This window comes from Paenibacillus sp. CAU 1782, from assembly GCF_054551715.1.
The window spans coordinates 43338-62408 of the sequence record NZ_JBTOLL010000004.1 but is presented as its reverse complement, the minus strand read 5'-3'; the positions used below and the strand labels follow the sequence as shown (position 1 = coordinate 62408).

25 protein-coding genes are annotated in these 19071 nt (G+C 50.4%); 8 read left to right on the top strand and 17 right to left on the bottom strand.

Going from position 1 to position 19071, the window contains the following annotated elements; translation table 11 throughout:
* Positions 1-29: 29 nt before the first annotated feature.
* The 4 genes from ACX93W_RS12665 to ACX93W_RS12650 all read left to right on the top strand — a co-directional run bounded on the left by ACX93W_RS12665 (position 30) and on the right by ACX93W_RS12650 (position 2987).
* On the top strand, positions 30-383 hold the full coding sequence (locus ACX93W_RS12665) for a DUF4870 domain-containing protein (protein ID WP_459392737.1): 354 nt from the start codon (positions 30-32) through the stop codon (positions 381-383).
* 174 nt (positions 384-557) lie between these two features.
* Positions 558-872 carry a hypothetical protein gene (locus ACX93W_RS12660; protein ID WP_459392736.1) on the top strand — a complete coding sequence of 105 codons (315 nt, stop codon included), beginning with the start codon at positions 558-560 and terminating at the stop codon, positions 870-872.
* Positions 873-946: 74 nt separating this feature from the next.
* Complete coding sequence (locus ACX93W_RS12655) at positions 947-1609, top strand: potassium channel family protein (RefSeq protein ID WP_459392735.1); 663 nt, start codon at positions 947-949, stop codon at positions 1607-1609.
* Positions 1596-2987: a TrkH family potassium uptake protein gene (locus ACX93W_RS12650; protein ID WP_459392734.1), complete on the top strand. Its 1392-nt coding sequence runs from the start codon at positions 1596-1598 to the stop codon at positions 2985-2987. Before ACX93W_RS12655 ends, ACX93W_RS12650 begins: the two co-directional genes overlap by 14 nt.
* Before the next feature lie 313 nt (positions 2988-3300).
* Here the strand turns inward: ACX93W_RS12650 and ACX93W_RS12645 are convergent, their stop codons facing one another.
* The 6 genes from ACX93W_RS12645 to rpsF all read right to left on the bottom strand — a co-directional run bounded on the left by ACX93W_RS12645 (position 3301) and on the right by rpsF (position 7255).
* Positions 3301-3489, bottom strand: coding sequence for a hypothetical protein (locus ACX93W_RS12645; RefSeq protein WP_459392733.1), 189 nt, complete (start codon positions 3487-3489; stop codon positions 3301-3303).
* A gap of 116 nt (positions 3490-3605) precedes the next feature.
* Positions 3606-4862 carry an MFS transporter gene (locus ACX93W_RS12640; protein WP_459392732.1) on the bottom strand — a complete coding sequence of 419 codons (1257 nt, stop codon included), beginning with the start codon at positions 4860-4862 and terminating at the stop codon, positions 3606-3608.
* A 21-nt stretch (positions 4863-4883) separates the two neighbouring features.
* A complete protein-coding gene (locus ACX93W_RS12635; protein WP_459392731.1) occupies positions 4884-5912 on the bottom strand; it encodes an ROK family protein in 1029 nt (342 codons plus the stop codon).
* 166 nt (positions 5913-6078) lie between these two features.
* Positions 6079-6363 (bottom strand): 30S ribosomal protein S18, encoded by a 285-nt coding sequence (gene rpsR / locus ACX93W_RS12630; RefSeq protein ID WP_068681551.1) that lies wholly within the window; start codon positions 6361-6363, stop codon positions 6079-6081.
* A 27-nt stretch (positions 6364-6390) separates the two neighbouring features.
* Positions 6391-6930 (bottom strand): single-stranded DNA-binding protein, encoded by a 540-nt coding sequence (ssb, locus tag ACX93W_RS12625; protein WP_068681553.1) that lies wholly within the window; start codon positions 6928-6930, stop codon positions 6391-6393.
* 40 nt (positions 6931-6970) lie between these two features.
* The gene (gene rpsF / locus ACX93W_RS12620) at positions 6971-7255 is read right to left on the bottom strand and encodes a 30S ribosomal protein S6 (protein WP_459392730.1); all 285 of its coding nucleotides are present in this window, start codon (positions 7253-7255) and stop codon (positions 6971-6973) included.
* A 273-nt stretch (positions 7256-7528) separates the two neighbouring features.
* Between rpsF and ACX93W_RS12615 the strand changes: the two genes are divergently transcribed.
* Both ACX93W_RS12615 and ACX93W_RS12610 read left to right on the top strand, forming a co-directional pair.
* Entirely contained in the window at positions 7529-7714 is a 186-nt protein-coding gene (locus ACX93W_RS12615) for a YjzC family protein (RefSeq protein WP_459392729.1), read from the top strand.
* A gap of 383 nt (positions 7715-8097) precedes the next feature.
* A complete protein-coding gene (locus tag ACX93W_RS12610) occupies positions 8098-9636 on the top strand; it encodes a hypothetical protein (protein WP_459392728.1) in 1539 nt (512 codons plus the stop codon).
* Positions 9637-9758: 122 nt separating this feature from the next.
* Here the strand turns inward: ACX93W_RS12610 and ACX93W_RS12605 are convergent, their stop codons facing one another.
* Positions 9759-10673 carry a phosphotransferase gene (locus tag ACX93W_RS12605; protein ID WP_459392727.1) on the bottom strand — a complete coding sequence of 305 codons (915 nt, stop codon included), beginning with the start codon at positions 10671-10673 and terminating at the stop codon, positions 9759-9761.
* Positions 10674-10886: 213 nt separating this feature from the next.
* Here ACX93W_RS12605 and ACX93W_RS12600 point away from each other — a divergent pair, with 213 nt between their 5' ends.
* On the top strand, positions 10887-11279 hold the full coding sequence (locus ACX93W_RS12600; protein WP_459392726.1) for a RidA family protein: 393 nt from the start codon (positions 10887-10889) through the stop codon (positions 11277-11279).
* A 42-nt stretch (positions 11280-11321) separates the two neighbouring features.
* Here the strand turns inward: ACX93W_RS12600 and ACX93W_RS12595 are convergent, their stop codons facing one another.
* From ACX93W_RS12595 to ACX93W_RS12585, 3 genes are read right to left on the bottom strand one after another with little or no spacing between them, the layout of a single operon-like run.
* A complete protein-coding gene (locus ACX93W_RS12595) occupies positions 11322-12071 on the bottom strand; it encodes a hypothetical protein (protein WP_459392725.1) in 750 nt (249 codons plus the stop codon).
* A complete protein-coding gene (locus ACX93W_RS12590; RefSeq protein ID WP_459392724.1) occupies positions 12062-12412 on the bottom strand; it encodes a hypothetical protein in 351 nt (116 codons plus the stop codon). The genes ACX93W_RS12595 and ACX93W_RS12590 overlap by 10 nt, the downstream gene beginning before the upstream one ends.
* Positions 12384-12929 (bottom strand): RNA polymerase sigma factor, encoded by a 546-nt coding sequence (locus tag ACX93W_RS12585; RefSeq protein ID WP_459392723.1) that lies wholly within the window; start codon positions 12927-12929, stop codon positions 12384-12386. The genes ACX93W_RS12590 and ACX93W_RS12585 overlap by 29 nt, the downstream gene beginning before the upstream one ends.
* 412 nt (positions 12930-13341) lie before the next feature.
* Between ACX93W_RS12585 and ACX93W_RS12580 the strand changes: the two genes are divergently transcribed.
* Positions 13342-13737, top strand: a complete 396-nt coding sequence (locus ACX93W_RS12580) for a hypothetical protein (RefSeq protein ID WP_459392722.1) — start codon at positions 13342-13344, stop codon at positions 13735-13737.
* Positions 13738-14167: 430 nt separating this feature from the next.
* On the opposite strand, the gene ACX93W_RS12575 is transcribed toward ACX93W_RS12580, so the two are convergent.
* The 7 genes from ACX93W_RS12575 to ACX93W_RS12545 all read right to left on the bottom strand — a co-directional run bounded on the left by ACX93W_RS12575 (position 14168) and on the right by ACX93W_RS12545 (position 19070).
* Positions 14168-14668 (bottom strand): phBC6A51 family helix-turn-helix protein, encoded by a 501-nt coding sequence (locus ACX93W_RS12575; RefSeq protein ID WP_459392721.1) that lies wholly within the window; start codon positions 14666-14668, stop codon positions 14168-14170.
* A complete protein-coding gene (locus ACX93W_RS12570; RefSeq protein WP_459392720.1) occupies positions 14661-15236 on the bottom strand; it encodes a hypothetical protein in 576 nt (191 codons plus the stop codon). The genes ACX93W_RS12575 and ACX93W_RS12570 overlap by 8 nt, the downstream gene beginning before the upstream one ends.
* A 12-nt stretch (positions 15237-15248) precedes the next feature.
* On the bottom strand, positions 15249-15650 hold the full coding sequence (locus ACX93W_RS12565; RefSeq protein ID WP_459392719.1) for a hypothetical protein: 402 nt from the start codon (positions 15648-15650) through the stop codon (positions 15249-15251).
* A 91-nt stretch (positions 15651-15741) separates the two neighbouring features.
* Entirely contained in the window at positions 15742-16269 is a 528-nt protein-coding gene (locus ACX93W_RS12560; RefSeq protein ID WP_459392718.1) for a hypothetical protein, read from the bottom strand.
* Positions 16270-16319: 50 nt separating this feature from the next.
* Positions 16320-18194 carry a phage tail spike protein gene (locus ACX93W_RS12555; RefSeq protein WP_459392717.1) on the bottom strand — a complete coding sequence of 625 codons (1875 nt, stop codon included), beginning with the start codon at positions 18192-18194 and terminating at the stop codon, positions 16320-16322.
* On the bottom strand, positions 18195-18329 hold the full coding sequence (locus tag ACX93W_RS12550; protein ID WP_459392716.1) for a hypothetical protein: 135 nt from the start codon (positions 18327-18329) through the stop codon (positions 18195-18197).
* 63 nt (positions 18330-18392) lie between these two features.
* On the bottom strand, positions 18393-19070 hold the full coding sequence (locus tag ACX93W_RS12545) for a hypothetical protein (protein WP_459392715.1): 678 nt from the start codon (positions 19068-19070) through the stop codon (positions 18393-18395).
* Position 19071 lies beyond the last annotated feature (1 nt).

The window sequence follows — 19071 nt, the reverse complement described above, 5'->3', positions numbered from 1 at the left end:
TTTTTTGGTAGAAAGGATGTATGAATAATATGCAACCGGTTCAAATCAATCCCGATCCGTCATCAACCAATCTGGACCCCAAGGTGGCCGGACTGCTCTGCTACGCGCTTGGTTTTGTAACCGGCATTATTTTTCTCGTGCTCGAGAAGCAAAGCCGTTTCGTTAAGTTCCATGCGCTCCAGTCCACTGCGGTATTCGGCATTCTGGTCGTGGTCAACCTCATTCTTGGCGTCATTCCCGTCATTAATCTGATCTCATCCTTTATTCTCGGCCCGCTGACCTTTATTCTGTGGATCGCGCTTATGCTGCTCGCCCTGCAGGGAAAAATGTTCAAAATCCCCTATATCGGAGATTGGGTGGAGAAGGAAGCAAGCAAATTTTAACGTTGAACTTATAATGCCTTACATCTAAAGGTGTCCTTACGGCTATATGGCCGTGGAGGATGCCTTTTTGCTTCTCGCAGGCTTCCGCTGAAAAGGACAAACGTTGCTGCGCCGTTCCTCAAAAGGAATGAAATGGGCTCCAATCGGGGATTATGGGAAAAAGGAGTGACAACCATGACCCGATTATCAGCCAAAATCGTCATATGCTTCCTTATGTTCGCCGCGATCATGGCTAGCGGGGCTTTTCTCCACAACCGTTTGCCCCAGAGGCTCGAGCCGCCCTTTATTATGAGTCCTGACAACGGCTATGCCCCGAAAACCGCCGGTTTCTCGGGCAGCGGGGAAAATACCGTTCCGCCAGCCAGTATATACAGACCTTTTTTCCAGCCCCGGCAATACGTGCGCATCCTTCCTTCGGATCACTTCCCCGTCCAGCGGGAGCCGGATTCCGTACAAGATTCATCCACGATTAATTCCTTTGACAAATGAACCGTTGTCTCCTATCATGGATTCCAGTTACTGCTATCCCGTTTGCCAACATGTTTAGGATGTGGTCCATTATTATGAGAAAACAGTTTATGGTTATCGGCCTGGGAAGATTCGGAACAAGCCTGACGCGCACATTGATCGCCAACGGGCATGAAGTGCTCGCCGTAGACAAAAATGAACAGCCTGTGCAGGAAATCGCCAATATCGCTACGGCGGCCCTCCAGGCGGATTGCACCGACGAAGCCGTGCTTCGGGAGCTGGGAGCAAGCAATTTTTCTCATGCCATTGTTGCGATTGGCGATGATCTGCAAGCCAGCATTTTGACCACCTTGCTTCTTAAGGAGTTTAAGGTGCCCAAGGTAACCGCCAAGGCGCGCAATGAAATGCATGGCAGCGTATTAAGCAAAATCGGCGCCGACCACATTATTTATCCCGAACGGGACATGGGCATTCGGCTGGGCAACCAGCTCAGCTCCGACAATCTGATCGATTATATCGAGCTGTCGCCGGACTACAATCTGGCGGAGATCAAAGCGCCGGCTGCCATGAACGGACGTTCTCTCAAGGAACTGAACATTCGGGCCAAATACGGCTGCACCATTATGGCGATCAAAAAAGGCGATCAGATCAACGTATCGCCCAAAGCCGAAGACGCGATCTATACAGGCGACGTCCTGCTTCTGATCGGCAGCAATGAAGAGATTCGACATTTGGAGAACGATTATGAACGTGCTTAGAGGCACAGGTAAGAAGGATATGTCTCCGCTTGAGGCAATCGTCAATCATTTAAAACACAAAATCAGTCCGCCGCAGCTCATTATCGGCGTTTTTCTAGTTCTCATCTTTTTTGGCACCATCCTGCTCAGCATGCCTTTTTCATCAAGCACCGGCCATTCCGTCGGGCTGTTAAACGCCTTGTTCACGGCTGTATCCGCCGTATGCGTGAACGGTCTTATCGTTATCGATACCGGCACCGCGTTTTCGGTGGCGGGACAGGTCATCATCATGCTTCTGATTCAAATCGGGGGCATCGGCTTTATGACCGTCGGCGTCATGGTAGCTATACTTTTGGGCAAAAAAATAGGTTTGCGCGAACGGCTGATCATCCAGCATACGACGCAGTCCACTTCCTCCCAGGGGTTAGTGAGGCTTTCCATGTATATGGTTCTGATTGTTTTTATACTGGAATCCATCGCCACCCTTATTCTGACACTTCGCTGGCAGGAGGAAATGGGCTTGGGGCAAGCCGCCTATTATGCGCTGTTTCATTCCGTATCCGCCTTTAACAACGCCGGCTTCGCCTTATGGAGCGACGGGCTTGCGCAGCATGTCGGCGACCCGGTCGTCAATATCACGATACTTATTTTGTTTGTGGTTGGCGGCCTGGGTTATATCGTCATCGTGGATATATTCCGCAAGCGCTCCTGGCGCAAGCTTTCGACCCATTCCAAAATCGTTCTTGTATCCTCCGCCCTCCTGACCGTTGCCGGCTTCCTTCTGCTATTTCTGCTGGAGAGCTGGAACAGCGTCACCTTTGGTTCTCTTGGTTTTTGGGAGAGGGTGCAGGCTGCGTTATTCCAAAGCCTGACGCCGCGCAGCGCGGGTTTTAATACGATCGATATCGGCAGCATGCTGGCCGTGTCGCAATTTCTGCTCATTATTTATATGTTTATCGGAGCGGCGTCCGGGGGAACCGGGGGCGGGATCAAAATCAATACGGTGTTTGTGTTGCTGCTGGCCACCTTCAATACATTCCGTGGGGGCGGACAGATCCATGCCTTCAAACGCAGAATCTCGCAAGAAACCGTCAATCGGGCGCTTGCGGTCGTCATCAGCTCGCTCACCTGCGTCCTGCTGGTTACGCTGGTGCTCACGATAACGGAGGATATGCTGGAGGATCATTTTTTGGAGGTGCTGTTTGAGGCAACCTCGGCGTTCAGCACCACGGGCATGTCGATGGGCCTGACGCCGGAGCTGTCTCCCGCCGGGAAAATCATCGTCGCCATCACCATGTTTGTTGGACGTCTCGGTCCGCTGACGCTGGCCTTCGCCCTTTCGCAGAAAAAGACGACCTCCAAAATCGGCTATCCCGAAGACAACGTGCTTATCGGTTGACAAAATAAAGGGGCTGGGCGTGAAAACGTAACGTTTTCCGTCCAGCCTTTTGTATTCTTGCTTTTGCAGGTGAATGTGGCGGGATGCCTCCCCCGCTACATTCACCTGCTATGTCATCTCCGTCTTCGCTGTAGCGGACATGAATGTCCCTTACAAGGGGAAAATGCATCTTTTCTACATTGCAACGGTCACATATGACCGTTACAGCTTGAAAAAGCTCCAAAACGGCATGATTTGGGGCTGTAATGGACGTGGATGTCCATTACATTGTTCAAAACCTATGAAAAACACGGCTAACGCACATTCATGACCGCTAGCCGCGCAATGTGCTGCATTGCCCTTGGCCGCGCAATGTGCTGTATTGCCCTTGGCCGCGCCGTGTGCTGCATTGCCCTTGGCCGCGCAGCGTGCTGCATTGCCCTTGGCCGCGCAATGTGCTGCATTGCCCTTGGCCGTGCGCCGTGCTGTATTTGCGCCGCCGTTCGATATTCCCTTCAGGCATGCCTTTTGTTCACTGGCTGTGCTTTTATCACTCAATTAGTTGGACTGGACTGCCGCCTCTGACCTCTGGCTTTGAGCGTCAGGTTAGAGCGCCAACCTGTGCGCACATCTAAAGCATTAAATGATTTCTTTTCTCCGCCGCAAGTAGAGATACAGCATAATGCCGGCAACGGAGCTTAAAGCCGCGCATAATCCAATTACTCCGTACCCTGCTTGCAGTCCCGCCAGAAGCCCCGCTTGCGCGTCGCCGCCGGACAACCCTTTGACGAGTTCAATCACTCCCCCAATCAAATAATTGCCGATGACGCTGCCTACTCCCATCAATGTAACGGTGATCGTTATCGCAGTGTCGCTGCTATTAGGGTAACGCTTGGCGATAAAAGCCATCACCGTAGGATAAATCATTGCAATCCCGACCCCTGCTGCCGCAAATAAAAAGGCCAGTTTCTCGCCGCCCAGTATGGCTGCAAAGGTGCAAAGAGCCGATAAGCCCGAAAAGATGATAAGCGACAAAACAAACCCGATTTTGTCCGTTAACGGCCCCAACACCAGACGCGCTATCGCAAAACACAGGAAAAACGCGGACAACATCCCTGAAGCGGTGATAGTATCCCAGCTATACGCCTTCTCCAGGAAGTTGACAAGCCATCCGCCAACCGCCAGCTCCGATACAACGCCAAAAGACAGAATAAGCACCATCAGCCACAATACCCGGTCCTTCAGCAGCGTCTTCATCGGAACGCGATCCTCATGCTTGATATCGTCACCCGGAAACTTGCTGACCAAGGCAAATACGATCGGGATTAGCGACAGCATTAACACAACAAGGTACATGCCGCGCCAATCCAGCGTATAACCGTTAATCGTCACCTTCATCAGCCCCGTCGCGATCAGCGGCGCCACCGTTGAACTTAGTCCATAGAAACCGTGGGTCAAGTTCATCATCATACCTGTATTTTTCACAAAAATACGCGCGCCAAGCACTGCCAGGCCAATCTCCAGCATGCCATTTCCGATATACATCAGAAAATACGACGACGAAAACATAACATATTGCTGCGAAACAAAAATAAACACGCCGGATAATGCCATCAATGCAAAGGAAATGACGGTAACGGCTTTAATCCCCCATATCCGGGTCAGATACCCCGTAAACGAACACGCAATCAGATAGCCGAGAGCATTCAGCGACAGCAAGGTGCCAAGCTGAGATTCGTTTAGCAAAAAGTCATATTGAATGCGCGGAATTGCCGGTCCTTTAATATTTTCCGAAAAGCCGAAAATGATAAATCCGATAAAAATGGTAGCAAGCTGCAACGCATATATTTTGTTGAAGCCGCTTTTTTGTGTTCTGATTTTGCCCGATTCGCCCACTTTATTCTGCTCCTTGTCCCATTATCTTTTTTCTATGACTTGCAGGCGATAGGTCAAGCTTTCCAGAGTGGCCGTCACCATGCCTTTCATATATTCAGCATGCGTATTGGTTTGAATGATCAGCTTGGGCATATGCTCCTCGGGAATATCCTTCAGGCAGCCCTGCTGCAACGCCTCCAAATGTTCCGCGCGGGGCACGTCTCCCGTAATCGCGATAACCGCCGGGTTAATGATAGCGATAATGGATGCCAGCGTATGCGTGGCCAGCTTAATAAAGCCGTCCTTTGACTCCAGCAGCCGGAGCTGCTCATCGCGCGTTACGCCGAAGGGCAAGAAGGACACCTCTCCGCCAAAAGTCGTGTTGCCGGTCACTATGCGGCCTCCCACGATAAAACCCGCTCCCGGGAAATGATTGCGCGGAAACGTCACAACGGAAAAATTGGTTTCCTCCTCAAACTCCTGAGCATGGTAAAAGCCGTACACTGTCATGTTCATATCATTTTCGACCAACACCGGCACACCGAACTTTTCTTCAAAATAAGGCCCAAGCGGCTTTCCCGCAAGCTCCGGAGCATCGCAAACTCCGATGACCCCGCGATGGGCGACGCCCGGAATGCCGATGCCAATGGCCATAACGTTGCCATACTCGCCAATCGCTTTCTCAATTAGCACGTCGATGACATCAACGTCGATACGCTCCAGCTTTTGCGTATCCTCGCCGATTAATTCTCCGATCAAATTGACGATGCGCCAGCTGACGGAATGCAACCCGCCTTCCGTCCTGACGAGCAAGCACAACGCACAACCAAAATCGGCGTTGTATTGATAAAGCTTGGCCGGACGTCCCCCGTTTGGTTCGTCCTGTTCCCGCTCAATTACTTCGCCAGCGGCCACAAGTTCGTTCAATATGGTTCCGCATGTGGCGATGCTTAATCGGGTGGCGGAAGCCATGGCCGCTTTTGTTCCCGGCCCTTGCGTTTTAAGGGTCTGTTTGACCAGCTCAACGTTCATCCGTTTGACCTGAAGCGTGTTATGGGATATCGGCTGCACCCTCCCACTCCTTTACAAAAACACTTATTAAAAGTCTTTTAATAAATGAAGTATAAAAGCCTTCCCTACCCTTGTCAAGAAACACAAAAGACCCGCAAGAAGGGCACTTCAAAAGTGCTCCTCTTGCGGGTCTTTGCTTCACATCAGCTCTCTACTGCTTATTCAACTATTCAGTTGTGTAAGGCAGCAAAGCGATCTGACGGGAACGTTTAATTGCAATTGTCAGCAAGCGTTGGTATTTCGCGCTTGTGCCAGTTACACGACGTGGCAAGATTTTGCCGCGCTCGCTAATAAACTTCTTAAGCAGATCCGTGTCTTTATAGTCAATGTGAGTAATTTTGTTTACAGTGAAGAAACAAACTTTACGGCGTTTGTTGCGTCCGCCTTTACGTCCGCTGAACTTACGCTCTGGACGCTCGTCGCCGCCGTTCTCTCTTGGTTTGAAAGCCATGGTGTACATCCTCCTTATCGTTGATATTTAAAATGGCAGATCATCTTCGGAGATGTCAATCGGGCGACCGTCATCCTTAAAAGGATCATTATTGCTGTCGTTCCGTGATGAATTGCCGGATCGGTTTCCACCGCCATAGGATGAGCCGGACGAGCTGCCTCCGCCGCCGTAGCCGCCTGAGTTGCCGCCCCCGCCGCTGCTGTATCCTCCACCGCCGCCATTATCCTCACGTGGAGCTCCGCCTTCGCGATTGGACTCCAGGAACCGGACATTGTCTGCTATAACTTCCGTTACATAGACGCGTTTGCCCTCATTGTTCTCGTAGTTCCGCACTTGAATACGGCCCTCAACCGCCGTAAGACGGCCTTTGCGTAAGTAATTGGCACAGGTTTCAGCCAGCTGGCGCCAGGTTACAACCGGAATAAAATCCGCTTCGCGCTCCCCTTGACCTGACGAAAACGGTCGATCTACAGCCAGCGTAAATTGCGTTACCGCAACACCCGCGGGTGTATACCGAAGCTCGGGATCTCTCGTCAATCTGCCGATCAGAATTACACGGTTCAACATGCTTTCGTCCTCCCCATTAAACATTCCTGCGTAAACGTGACTAAGCTACGTCTCTGACGATCAACGAACGGATAACTTCATCCGAAATCTTCATCAAACGGTCAAGCTCATTAACAACTTCAGTTGTAGCGTTGAAATGAACCAGAACGAAATAACCGTCACGAAGCTTGTTGATCTCATACGCAAGACGACGTTTGCCGATCACATCAGTTTTCGTGACCTCGCCGCCGTTGGAGATGATGCCATTGAACTTATCAACGAGAGCTTGAACGTTTTCTTGCTCTACGTCTGGACGAATGATGTACATCACTTCATATTTGCGCATTGTGTTTCACCTCCTTTTGGACTAACGGCCCCATAAAATGGAGCAAGGAACGAGCTGTGCTCGCATCCTTTTACTATATCAAATTGTCCTGCCCATGGCAAGTGCCTTTCATGCTGCCGCATGGATTGCATGGCGGGGAATATCCGTAAACTGCTATTCATAGCACAGCGACGCCTGGTTCAAACTAAAGCGGCAGGACTCAGACACACCTCTGGCGGATGCTGTTAACCATCCCGCTTCGAGGAAAACCATTTTACAGCCGGAGGTATCAGTATGGGTGAATGGACTTTATTTTCGCCAGGCGATAAAGCGCCCAATGACGGTACGTATATTGAAGACGGCGTTAATTCCTTTCATATGGGGATTCAAAACCCCCAGAAGGTGGAATTGCGCAAAGGTCAGCGCTTTCCGGAAACAAGCAACCACGAACGAAAATGGAAAAGGATGGGGCGTGCATAAATTTCTGCAATATGGCCATCCTAATCAATGACGGTGGAAGAGAGGTGTGGTTCCGTTGGACCAATTGGTGCAAGGATCAGCAGTTGTATTTCATCCACTGCATGTAACCGCGAAGATGCTTTTTGAGAACAACGAGTTCTTGAGGGCGGCATTTGCAGGGAGTTGAACTGAAGCTAAGGACGCAAGTCCATTGTTCTTCATTTCGATGTCCAGCAGCACGTGAGAAGGATTACGCTTGACCATCAAACACACCGTCAAGAAAGAGGGCTCCTTAAAAAAGGGCCCTCTTTTCTTGGTTTGTTATGGATTTACAATGCAGTTATTCTGTAATACAGTAAATGGATGGTCTTATCTTCAATTACTAATTATAGGGGAACAAAAAAATGAATTTGCATAATATCCGCACCTTTTGTCATCGTTCTATCTGGATTATTCTAATGATCGTTGTTGCTGCAATCGCGCTGGCCGCTAATGCAAAATTTCTGCAAAATGTTTATCAATACGTCGGTCTGCCCTTAACGATCGTCTGCGCGCTGCTGGCAGCAGGCAGTATATGGGCCATTGCTTACTGTATAAAGCATGAAAAGCTGATTGTCCCACTGCTGAAATCCTGGGGAGGCTGGTTGGCGGCAAGACCGCTTGCCGTGACGATCGCCGTTGTTTCCTTGTCGGTTATTTTACGCGGCTTGTGGCTGTATGGCTTTCAAATTGACCAGTTTGAATCCGACTTTGAAGCTTATTTTGAACGGGCGGCCAGCTATGCCGGAGGTATCTATCCCGTTGACGATTATTCGGCGCTGTTTCCGCACGTATTCGGCTTTTCCTATGTGCTCGGCGCAGTCATGAAAGTGTTTGGCTCGACCATGCTGGTGTCGCAATTGTTTAATATCGCTCTTTATATTCTGTCGATTGTGCTGCTTTGGTTTCTGTTTCCCGCTGTCCGTTATCCCGGCCGTTACCTGTTCTGCCTGTTTGTGATCAGCTTATGGCCTTCATTTATTTATTTCACTACCTTTGCCAATACGGAATATATGTTTATTTTATGCTGGCTGCTCTTTCTTCTGGTGCTTAAAGCGACCTTTACCGCTCCGTTTCCCAAAATGGTTGCCTTCACCGGCTTGCTCCTTCTGATCGCGGCCCTCAGCAATTTTGTACGGCCGATCGGAAGCATTCTGGTCATTATTTTTGTCATTATGGTACTGCTGTCTCCCGGTCCATGGCGTCTGGTTCGCCGCGGCGTGTTGCTTGTCGTCGGGCTGGTTCTTTATTTCGGGGTTTCCTCCCTGCTGAACGGCTTTGTCAGCGACCATATCCAGCTGCAAGCTGCCAAAATGCCAATCGGCTTTAATGTTTTTGTTGGAACCAACCCTGACATGCAGGGTGAAGATCTCGGCTTATGGAACGCCAATGACAGCCAGGCGCTAGGCCTGGTTTACAATGAGCTTGGAGATGCGCAAGCCGCCCACGATGTCATGCTGGAACAGGGCTTGGAACGCCTGCAGGATTGGTTTGGCAGCGGACAAGGCGCCTTTTTCCTTGCCAACAAGATCAAAACGGCATGGGGCACGGATGGCTGGGCGCTGCAGTTAATCGACGCCCATATGGCCTCCTACGCCAAGCATGAAGGCGCGCACCAGCTTTACAATAAGCTGCACTTCAAGCTGCTGGGCTTGGGCGATCTGCTCTATACACTCCTTCTTACCGCAGCGGCATGCGTGCTTTTCGTCAAGCTCAGGCGCAGCAGCTTTAAGCCGACCGGACTGGTTCCGCTGGCAGCGGCCTTGTTCCTGATCGGCACCTTCCTGATGCTGCTGCTCGTGGAGTCCGCTCCGCGTTATCATGTGCCTGGCTTTATCGCGCTTCTGCTTGCTATTGCCGGCCCTCCCGCCGATCAAGAGGGGAACGGCCAGCAAGGGGCCTAACCCTTTATTTAAACATTTGGCTATGTTAAATTCTGATGTTGATAGTTGACCATAAGAAAACCGCCTTCGTTGAAAAGGCGGTTTATTGCTAGCGTGTCCTGTTAGCGCAACGAATAATGAGCCTAATCCGACAGTGCCCGCATGATGTTGGATTTCGCCTCTGCCGCGATCGCTTCATTCCCGTCATCGACCGCTTGCATCAAGATCAGTATGGGGATGTATACCGCGATCAGTCGCGCCAGCATCTTCGTTTCCTCGTCCGCTCCTCCGTATGTTTCGAAAAACACGCCGCGAGCGTAAGGTGGTAAAAAGCTGTAAGCAACGCTCAAATCGCAAGCCGGATGGCCTACGCTCAGATCCCCCCAATCAATGATGCCGGAAACGATCCCGTTCTCATTCACAAGCATATTTTTGAAATGAAGATCGCCATGTAGCAGTACATTCACCGCCTCGACACGGTCCTTTTGCAGCCTGCTAATATACCCTTCGATCACACCGGATTCCTCCGGCGACAGGTGTTCAACCACCTTTGATAGAAAGGCCTCCAATTTCACTTTGCGCGATGCTATGTCCGTCAAGTTTCGATGATCTTGCTGAACTCCGCACTTCAGCGCCGCCTGCACCGGAAACTCATGCAATCTCCGCAAAAATTTCGCCAGCGTCTCTGCCGATAAAGCCCGGCGTTCTTCCGTCAAACCGATTGGGAAATCTCCTTGCACGTAGGCATAGCCAAGAAATGGTGCCGGGTATTCGTCACTTGCTTCGCCATAAAACAACGGTTTCGGATAGGGGATGTTTATATATGTCTCCAGCTTAGGCAGCAGCTTCCCTTCCATACGAATCGAGCCAACTGCAATCGTTCTTCTTGGAAATCGGAACACGTACTCGTCACCGATGAGAAAAACCGTATTGTCCCAGCCCCAGCCCAATCGCTTCACTTGCTTCAATGACAGCTGAGGGAATTGTCTGCCGATCAGCGTCCGCGCCTGCTCTTCGCTAACCTCCCACTCCGCATCCCATACATTCGTTACTCCCATAAATTGTCTGCCTCCTCGTTCCTTACGTTATTTAGATGCTTACATTCCCTGGAAGTTGCGCATGACTGCCCGTTAGGGAGCTTAACAAGAATAAGCAAAAAGTTCCTTTTACCTTTATCGTCCAGTGTATCAGCAAACATTTAAAAACCTGATGATACCAGGTATGATATACTACGTATTTATGACTATTTTAAAGGCCGAGGTGATGTCAGCATGGAGAGAAAGCAAGTGTTTACGGGATCGCCTTGGGAGCCGGTCGTTGGTTACTGTCGCGCCATCCGAGTCGGCTCCATTATCGAGGTCGCTGGCACAACGGCCATGAAGGACGGAGAGGTCGTGGGGGTGAACTCGCCCTATGAGCAAACCCGCTACATTTTGGAGACCATTGAACAAGCTTTAAAAGAATTGGGTGCAGAGCTGTCCCACGTTACCCGGACACGCATGTTCGTAACGGATATTTCCCGCTGGGAGGAAATCGGCAAAGCGCACGGCGAGTTTTTCGGGAGCATTCAGCCCGTTGCCACAATGGTCGAAGTCAAAGCGCTCATCGACCCCCTGCTGCTGGTAGAAATTGAGGTGCAGGCTGTTCTGGATGAACAAAAATGAACCCCCGCAATAGCGGGGGTTGGACCTATGAACTGGAGGAGATCATTCCTTCCAGTTCATATTTATTTTACCCGAGCTTTTTTCCCCATAAAGCGTAATGACCACTCTGCTCTTGTCCGGATAAGGCGATAAGTCCCATGTAAACTCCTCGGTCAGTTCATTTAATGAAATGCGCTGAACCTCCTCGCCGCCTACCGTTATGCCAAGCTCCGCCTCTCCCTTAGTGATCTCGGCATTAACCCTGAACGTTTGGGGCTTTCCGTCCTTGATCGTAAATGCTTGCGCCTTCTCTCCATCAAAATAACGGAACGAAAGCTTCCATAAGCCCGGCCTCATCGTTTGAGTTTGAAACAGCGAAACGTTTTTGGAGGTGAACATTTCCGGCTGCTGTATCCCTATGGAAACCACCGCGCCTATCATCGTAGCAACAGTGATTCCTACACATGCCAGAGCCACTACCAACGGCGTTTTTCCTGTCTTTTTAACCGAAGCTGCAGCGAAATTCGTCATATCTTGATGATCGCACAAATTCGAACCACAATTTGAGCAAAACGGTTTGCTTGCTTCCGTTTTCTGGCTGCATGACGGGCACAACACTTTATGCTGCTTTCGGGCGATTAACATATACAGCAAGAAGCCAAGCAAGTTGGGAACCAGCACAACAATAGCCGTCCACATACCGGCTTCCAGCCCTCTGGCTCTGGCATCCCTATATGTCCATACCCCAAGGCCAATTAATGTCCCGATAACGGCCATTAAAACAATTCCTATATAGATGTAGGTTAGCTGCATGCTTCTCCATCCCCTTTTCCTTTTTGAAGGACTCTCGCAACGATTGTAAGAAGAATTGCACTGATCATCAGAATAGAACCCCCGATTGTTGACAACTGTGCCATCAGGGAGCCTGGGAACATGAGTTGAATACCCGCAACTAAACCTGCAGTCTGCAAACCGCCTGCCACAGCCGGCATCCAAAAAGGAAGGTGCCAGGGTGGCTTGCTATCGCGAATTTTGGCTATCAGCTCTGCCTGAAGTGCCGGCGGCGGCGCTTCCTCGAACAAAAGCGAAGCCGTCATCAACTCCTCCCATTGTTCATCATGAGAATTAACGTTCGAAGACGTTTTTTTCGTCATGTCCAATCCCCTCCAATCCCTTCTTTAATTGCTGCCTCGCTTGATGAAGCCGGCTTTTTACCGTACCTTGCGGAATGCTCAGCAAGCTGGCAATTTCCGCCGTGGTCAATTGGCCCATATATTGCAGCAAAACCGGCACGCGCAAAACATCGGGCAAATGCTCCACCAGCATACGGATATCAGCTTGAAGCTGTTTTTTCTCCAGTTCATTCTCCGTTGTTTCGGCAGAAGTAACCGAGCTGATATCCCCGTCCATATCCTGTATCGGGGCGATTCGCTGCCTTCGGGCATATTTCCTCGTTTCATCCCGCCAGATGCGGGCGGCAATCGCCATCAGAAATCCCGCGGGATTATGATCCATATCCATTTGCCGGGGCATGACCAGCACACGCAAAAAAGTCTGCTGGTACAAGTCGTCGGCATCGCTTTGCTTTAAAGCCAGCTTTCGGCAGAAGGCATAAATCCGGCTTCCGTAAAGCCGCACCAGCCTCTCTGCTTCCTGCCCTTCCATCGGCATATTTCCACCCCCTCGATTAGCTATCTGCACAACTGGCTAAACGGTTCGGCAAAACGCAAAAAAACCTCCTACATGTCGATGTAGGAGGTTTCTGTCTTTTCTTCGTACGGAGAGGGTGGGATTCGAACCCACGCACGCTTTGACACGCCTAGCTGATTTCGAGTCTCGTATGTCTCCGGTAATTGCCGCAGAAGTACCGTAAATACAGCGCTCGCTTACGTCCACATGCCCGCACTGATTCGTACTCTTCTACGTTTATTAAGTTAGTTTCTACTATTATATAACGCAAAAGGGACGACATCAAATGCTTTGTGTAGAAAATCTATGTATCAAACGGTTCTATCCTACTATTTTACACCATAGAGTAAATAGGATATTATTTACTTTGCGAGGAAATTAAAGGAGGAATACTATGAATAAAGTAGAGGCATATAAAGTTGCTTTCGAGCTTACTCAAGAGGGAAACTCTGTCCTGTTATTTGCTTTTGAATCTACAGCCCCGGTTGTATACGAGCTTCTTGTTTCGGAATACACGAAAACTCCACTAGACCTTTTACGGTCCGATGCTGAGTTGGAAAGAGAAAAGCGGGATCAGTTTAATGAACGCATAAGCCGTGACGAAAAGTTAGTGATAATTAGCGAAGTCACTCTATCCAATTCAGAAATTGAGGAACGGATTAAATCCTGTAAGCAGAAACATGAATTAACCCACGTAGTTTTTGATTCAGACATTGATGCCGACTTCTTCTTCAGGTTAGAGTCAAAGTTCAATATAAAGGTTATTTCCAGCAATATGCGTAACGATTGACCCCGAAGAAAAACATAATTTGCGTATTGTTCATATACCTGATGAACCCCCGCGGGACCGCCCCGTTGGGGGTTTTCATGTTATCAACTAATATACAGTCATATTCACTTGACACCTAGCTGATTGATAATCATAACGGTACGATGAACGCCAGCAAACGCAATCCCCGCGCGGCTTCCGACGATTCGACACGCTGGCGACCGTTTATGCACCGTTTCGGGGCCGAGATTATGCATGATTGACGCATATTTATGCAGTATACCCGTGAGTTTGCGGCCGCCCGTCCGTCCGGAGCGCGTTGCAGGATTACGGCATATAGTCGTTATTAGTCCCGCAACGTCTCCAAATCGTCCGCTTTCGTCCGCCCGCGCCTACGTTATCCGATCGTCAATTCCAACCGTATTAGACGGAATACGCGGATTTAAGCCGGTTAGTCAACGTATTGATGTCCAGCAACCGGTCGGACACTATCCGTACTCTCACCGCCAAGCAAGCGGTCAAGCTCTGCTATCTCATCGCGCAATTCATCGTTCGACTTCACGCGGTACGGCGAATCGTGCCCAACGTTCTCGACAACGGTCTTATCCGTAAGCAAGCCGTATCGACGCATATATAAGTCAAGCGCCTTAACGGAAGGAACTCCGTTAGCTCCGCCGCGAATCAGCTTCATTAGGCCGACGTTAGCTTCCGTACGCATGGCTTCGAGCTGCTTATCCGTCAGATAGTTCACGTACGCTATGAGCGGTTCCAACGCCTTCCATTCGTATAACGTCGACCTTGCTATTCCGATTTCGTCCGCCAACTCCTGCATTGTCCGCTTCCGACCGTCCTCGCGGATCAACTCGCCCCATTCGTTCTCTACGATAAGTTGCGCGGCCTTCCGTTGCTGCGGCGTCAATTGTGCTTCCAAATCACGTTTACCTCTACTCATGCGTATCCCCCCGTTTAATTTCGTCGTATTTCGTGCAAACCTCGTCATATGCTCCCTGGAACGCGGCGGAATCGGAACGCAACCGAGCGACCTCCGCTCTATGTTCGGCTATCATCCGTTCTCTCGTCAAATAGTCGGTATCTTGCGGCGACATATCTGAGCTTGTGTTAAATCGTGCAAATCTGATATAAAGCGTACTCGCTCGGATTGCCCGGCTTATGTCGGCCTCGGTCACGTCAGCCTGTGCGTTCATATCGTCCATGATCCGCAGTAATCCCCTTACGCCCGCGGCGGCAAGACTGCAATTTGAACCGGTCGAATGAGCAAGCAGTTCCGCATATTCGCGATACTGCGCCAGCTTATCCGTATCAATCCGGTATACTGTACCTTCTGCCAAAATTGCGAGGTATTTGACCGCAATCCGGATAAACGGCCGGAGCCGTTCAGCTATGACGATGGATAGCGGGATATCAACGAATGGAGCCGGCCTTTCCGGCTCAGCGGGTAGTCCGGCGCGGGCCTTCGCTTTTATCTCCTCAATCGAGTCTATTAGGCGCTGGAAATCCATAACGTTCAGTTTCTACAACCCCTTTCGTATTTCAGCCGCCACGTATTCCGTAAGCTTGTGCGCGTTCTCTTTTAGTGGACGCTCCAAGAACTTCGGCTGTGTGCCAGGCGTAGTCGGATTTTTATACTCGCCCATTTCATGCAGCTTCAGCGCGTAGTCGAATGCTTTGCCGTTTGCGTCCTTCTCACTAACACTAAAATGAATTTCGCTCGATAATGTGGTCGGGGTCTCCGAATACTCCGTCCAACTTTCGCGCCGGAGCGTACCTTTGTCATTTGGCGCTAGTTGTCGACTCGCATCATGTACCATTTGTGTAAAATCGTACAGGCCACGCGCAGCCCCTTCAGTAATCCGTTGCTCTAACGTCTCTAACCCCTTCGTAAAATCATGCGTATCGAAATCAAAAGCTCCCATTCCGCCACCCTTTCATTTTTTCATATTTTCACATAACAGAAAAAGACCCCCGACCGTATAGGCGAGGGCCTTGCGTTGTGTGTTCGGACAGTTAAGCGCTTTTTAGCTCAGCAAGTTCCGCTTCGAGCTTAACAATTTCTGCTTTTAGAACATCAATTCGAGATAAATTCTCCTGACGTGTCTTTTCGTACTCTGCTATATATTCATCCGAGATATTGGGATCGTAAGCAAGAAGTTGCTTGTGCGTCTTTTCGCTGCCTGCGATAATCTTTTCCATTCCTTCAATCTCGCTCTTAGCCTGCTTAAGCGTTTCGTTAATTTGACCTATCCGATACTCAGTCGGAGTCGGCCCCGTTAGACCATCTTCGATTTTTGTCGTAAGAAACACCTTCCCCTGTTCAAAGTCAACGTCCATACCGGCAATTTCCGCAATCTGGCGGACAGGTGCGTAGCTGCTGCCTTTGATTATCGGAACCTCGCCGACAGCCTCGCCGTTTACGTTCAACTCCCATACGCTGCCGACTTTTTCATTGACAAGCGACTTGATTCCGTCAGCCGAAGCTTGTACAGCGGTAAATGCCAGAGCCCCCGCAATAAATCCAACGATATATTTGCGCATAACAAATAATCCCTCCGTCTTGGTTTTATAGTTATACGCAATATATCGGGTTAAGTTATGGCTGTTATAACACCGTTAGAAATATGCAAGGTTGCCGTTCCAACGTTAATCGAACCAAAAACGCCGGACTTATCTGCTTTTGACGCTAGAGCCTGCGCCAACGTCTGCTCGCCGATTGCCGTACTTAGGTGATTCCATGTAGGCACATACAAACTACCGGTAAAGTACGTTGAAGGTGCTGCTATCTCAAAATCCCCTTGAGAGTACAATCCCGAATCTGCGTACGCTCCACCGACAGAGACGCCTAGTCTGACACGACGTATCCCATTTGTAGCGTGAAATTCCGGTGCTAACGACGGTCCAGACGAAGCAATTTCCGCAAAGTTTGTAACTGACGCACTTGCCCGGAATAGTTGTAATGTATTTGATGCTTCGACACGCGGGTACGACGTTGACGTAGCGAAGTAAGCACCAATTACACTTCCCCCGGAAATAAATGAACCAATAATGCTCCCGCCGAGTATCTGCCCGGTGCCCGATAAACTTCCGGTATTAATCGACCAGCCGCCAATCGTGCCGGACAACGCCGTAATCGAGCCGGTAAAGCTTCCGTTAGCGGCCTGCAATGTTCCGCTGAAATACGCGTTCCCCGTACTAGCGTCCTGCCATATAGTGCGCGCGCCGGCCTTGTTATACATCGCCATTCCATATTCGCCTGGCCCCGTCTGGCCAAAACGTAGCATAGTTCGGTCATGATCGTCGCTCACTCGCATCCCCAGGCCGTCAACAAGCGTAATGGAGTCGTCGTATTTCTGCCCTTTGAGGACGGCATTTTCCGACGTGTATACCATTGCTTTCCGGCTGGCGACCGTGGCCCGAAATAGGTAATCGCCGGTAGTTAATTCGCGGAAGTTCGCTAATACGATCCGGCCGCGTTTCGGCTCGAACGGGTAACGTTCGTAATCCGTTACTCGCGCATCGAAACGGTATCCCATCGACTCATCAATAACAGTGACGGTATCACCAATGTCCCGAATAGCCTCCGCTCTAAACTCGGCGTTCACCTTCTCCATTTCGATAAAGTCGATCTCATACGCGACCTTCGGCAGTTCGACCGTCTTTAAATGCCGCTGCATGGCGTCAAGTAACGCGGCTTGGTCCTCAATCTCCGGAAAGTCGATTCGCTCCATCAACGGGTTGTCCGGGTCAAAGTACGGGCTGTCGATATATTTCACGGTATGGCCGGCATGTCCCTCGATTGTGAGCCCGTTTTTACCATAACCGTATAACCGGGTCACGCGCTCCATAGATTGCGATTTCCGCGTAATGCCGGCAAGGTTCTTTCGATAGCGGATTTCTACGCCATGATTCGCGCCGGCTCGCGTTGTCAGCTTGATTGCATAGTTGTCGTACGTCAGGTCGCCGTTATAGAGTGTCTTAACCTCGGATAACAAATCGTGCTTCCGCTTCTCGCCAAACTCGAATACGTCCTGCGGCGTAAAGCTTCCCTCGATCATCATCGTATACGGCGTATCATTCCCAATCATGGCGAGCAACGATTCCGGCGGCTGGGCGGCAGCAAAGTCGATATAATCATCGAGGAAGTATTGACCAAGTTTGAACGCAACATGATGCGCTTCGACGTGCTTGTAAACCCGGAGGCCGCGGCGCTCCTCGTTGACGCTCTTTATCACAAAATGCTGCCCTCGCTCAATACCGTCAGGGAACCGGACTTCGTTTTCCTCGACCAGAGCGTCATAGCGTTCCTTGTCGTCCGGCAGCCGAGGATAAGTAAACGTTACCATATACTGACCGTTTAGCGTTTCCTTGACCCGCACCTCGGATGCCGCCGCGAGAACCTGCCGGGCCGATACTCCGTTGATGACGGAATGAAGTTCGAGTCGGCTACGAAATTTGTCCGTCAATTACAGCCCTCCCGTGTAAATCTTCCGACGCATTTCGTCGCGGAAACGTTCCTCGTCGGTTCTATCGTCTTCCCAGCTTGTTGGGAAATCTTCCTCCGGCAATACATCGTCTTCTTTCTCTCTTTCTTCAATCATGCATTATCCCCCTTTGAAATGAAAAAGAAGCCGACAGGCATGAGCCCGTCAGCTTCACACTTTTTAACCGATTATTTCGCGTTCTTTCCCGACACTTCGAGCAAGAATACTTCCGTACTTATACGCATTGTCAATTTCGTCTAGCCAAATACCGTGAAGAGGCGCGCCCCATGTATTGGTAAATACGACCTCGCCTCTAAAGTGCGGATTGCCGCCGACTTGCCGTGTTACATGAGACGTCGAGTCAGCACCGTCGCTGCCGTAATTCCAAATTGACCCAGCTTCGCGCTCAAGCTTCCGGTAATCCGTTAGCGCTTTTAAGTACGCGTACTTGGCATCTGCAATCGCCTGTTTTACTTGCCCGATATTATCGTTGAAATGGCGTTCAGCCTCTTCTTTCCCGATTCGCGCCGCCTCGATCCGAAGCTCCGACACCCTACCGGCTCCGACCTGAAACGCGCGTGAAGCTCGCTCGTCGCCGCTGGCTGTGGTCATACGTAGCTCCGCAACCTTGCGTCGGGCTTCCGTTTCCTTCTGCTCATTCGCTGGCGTCGGCTCCATAATCGCCCGGTCAATCGCCGCGTCAAGTTCCTGTTCAGCAGCCGCCAATTCTACCGCCAACTCAGCGTTACGTGACCGTACTCGTTCAGAAGCCGCTTCACCGGCTGCCTTGTATTTCTGGTACTCCTCAACCGCGTCTGTTACTCGCTTTGGCATCGTGAACCCGGTCTTCTCTCTCATT

What these genes read in the sequence shown, in the direction of transcription:
- ACX93W_RS12665 (WP_459392737.1), top strand. Translation starts at nt 30, where the DNA reads ATGCAACCGGTTCAAATCAATCCCGATCCGTCATCAACCAATCTGGAC.
- ACX93W_RS12660 (WP_459392736.1), top strand. Translation starts at nt 558, where the DNA reads ATGACCCGATTATCAGCCAAAATCGTCATATGCTTCCTTATGTTCGCC.
- ACX93W_RS12655 (WP_459392735.1), top strand. Translation starts at nt 947, where the DNA reads ATGAGAAAACAGTTTATGGTTATCGGCCTGGGAAGATTCGGAACAAGC.
- ACX93W_RS12650 (WP_459392734.1), top strand. Translation starts at nt 1,596, where the DNA reads ATGAACGTGCTTAGAGGCACAGGTAAGAAGGATATGTCTCCGCTTGAG.
- ACX93W_RS12645 (WP_459392733.1), bottom strand. Translation starts at nt 3,489, where the DNA reads ATGCCTGAAGGGAATATCGAACGGCGGCGCAAATACAGCACGGCGCAC.
- rpsR (WP_068681551.1), bottom strand. Translation starts at nt 6,363, where the DNA reads ATGGCTTTCAAACCAAGAGAGAACGGCGGCGACGAGCGTCCAGAGCGT.
- ssb (WP_068681553.1), bottom strand. Translation starts at nt 6,930, where the DNA reads ATGTTGAACCGTGTAATTCTGATCGGCAGATTGACGAGAGATCCCGAG.
- rpsF (WP_459392730.1), bottom strand. Translation starts at nt 7,255, where the DNA reads ATGCGCAAATATGAAGTGATGTACATCATTCGTCCAGACGTAGAGCAA.
- ACX93W_RS12615 (WP_459392729.1), top strand. Translation starts at nt 7,529, where the DNA reads ATGGGTGAATGGACTTTATTTTCGCCAGGCGATAAAGCGCCCAATGAC.
- ACX93W_RS12610 (WP_459392728.1), top strand. Translation starts at nt 8,098, where the DNA reads ATGAATTTGCATAATATCCGCACCTTTTGTCATCGTTCTATCTGGATT.
- ACX93W_RS12605 (WP_459392727.1), bottom strand. Translation starts at nt 10,673, where the DNA reads ATGGGAGTAACGAATGTATGGGATGCGGAGTGGGAGGTTAGCGAAGAG.
- ACX93W_RS12600 (WP_459392726.1), top strand. Translation starts at nt 10,887, where the DNA reads ATGGAGAGAAAGCAAGTGTTTACGGGATCGCCTTGGGAGCCGGTCGTT.
- ACX93W_RS12595 (WP_459392725.1), bottom strand. Translation starts at nt 12,071, where the DNA reads ATGCAGCTAACCTACATCTATATAGGAATTGTTTTAATGGCCGTTATC.
- ACX93W_RS12590 (WP_459392724.1), bottom strand. Translation starts at nt 12,412, where the DNA reads ATGACGAAAAAAACGTCTTCGAACGTTAATTCTCATGATGAACAATGG.
- ACX93W_RS12585 (WP_459392723.1), bottom strand. Translation starts at nt 12,929, where the DNA reads ATGCCGATGGAAGGGCAGGAAGCAGAGAGGCTGGTGCGGCTTTACGGA.
- ACX93W_RS12580 (WP_459392722.1), top strand. Translation starts at nt 13,342, where the DNA reads ATGAATAAAGTAGAGGCATATAAAGTTGCTTTCGAGCTTACTCAAGAG.
- ACX93W_RS12575 (WP_459392721.1), bottom strand. Translation starts at nt 14,668, where the DNA reads ATGAGTAGAGGTAAACGTGATTTGGAAGCACAATTGACGCCGCAGCAA.
- ACX93W_RS12570 (WP_459392720.1), bottom strand. Translation starts at nt 15,236, where the DNA reads ATGGATTTCCAGCGCCTAATAGACTCGATTGAGGAGATAAAAGCGAAG.
- ACX93W_RS12565 (WP_459392719.1), bottom strand. Translation starts at nt 15,650, where the DNA reads ATGGGAGCTTTTGATTTCGATACGCATGATTTTACGAAGGGGTTAGAG.
- ACX93W_RS12560 (WP_459392718.1), bottom strand. Translation starts at nt 16,269, where the DNA reads ATGCGCAAATATATCGTTGGATTTATTGCGGGGGCTCTGGCATTTACC.
- ACX93W_RS12550 (WP_459392716.1), bottom strand. Translation starts at nt 18,329, where the DNA reads ATGATTGAAGAAAGAGAGAAAGAAGACGATGTATTGCCGGAGGAAGAT.
- ACX93W_RS12545 (WP_459392715.1), bottom strand. Translation starts at nt 19,070, where the DNA reads ATGAGAGAGAAGACCGGGTTCACGATGCCAAAGCGAGTAACAGACGCG.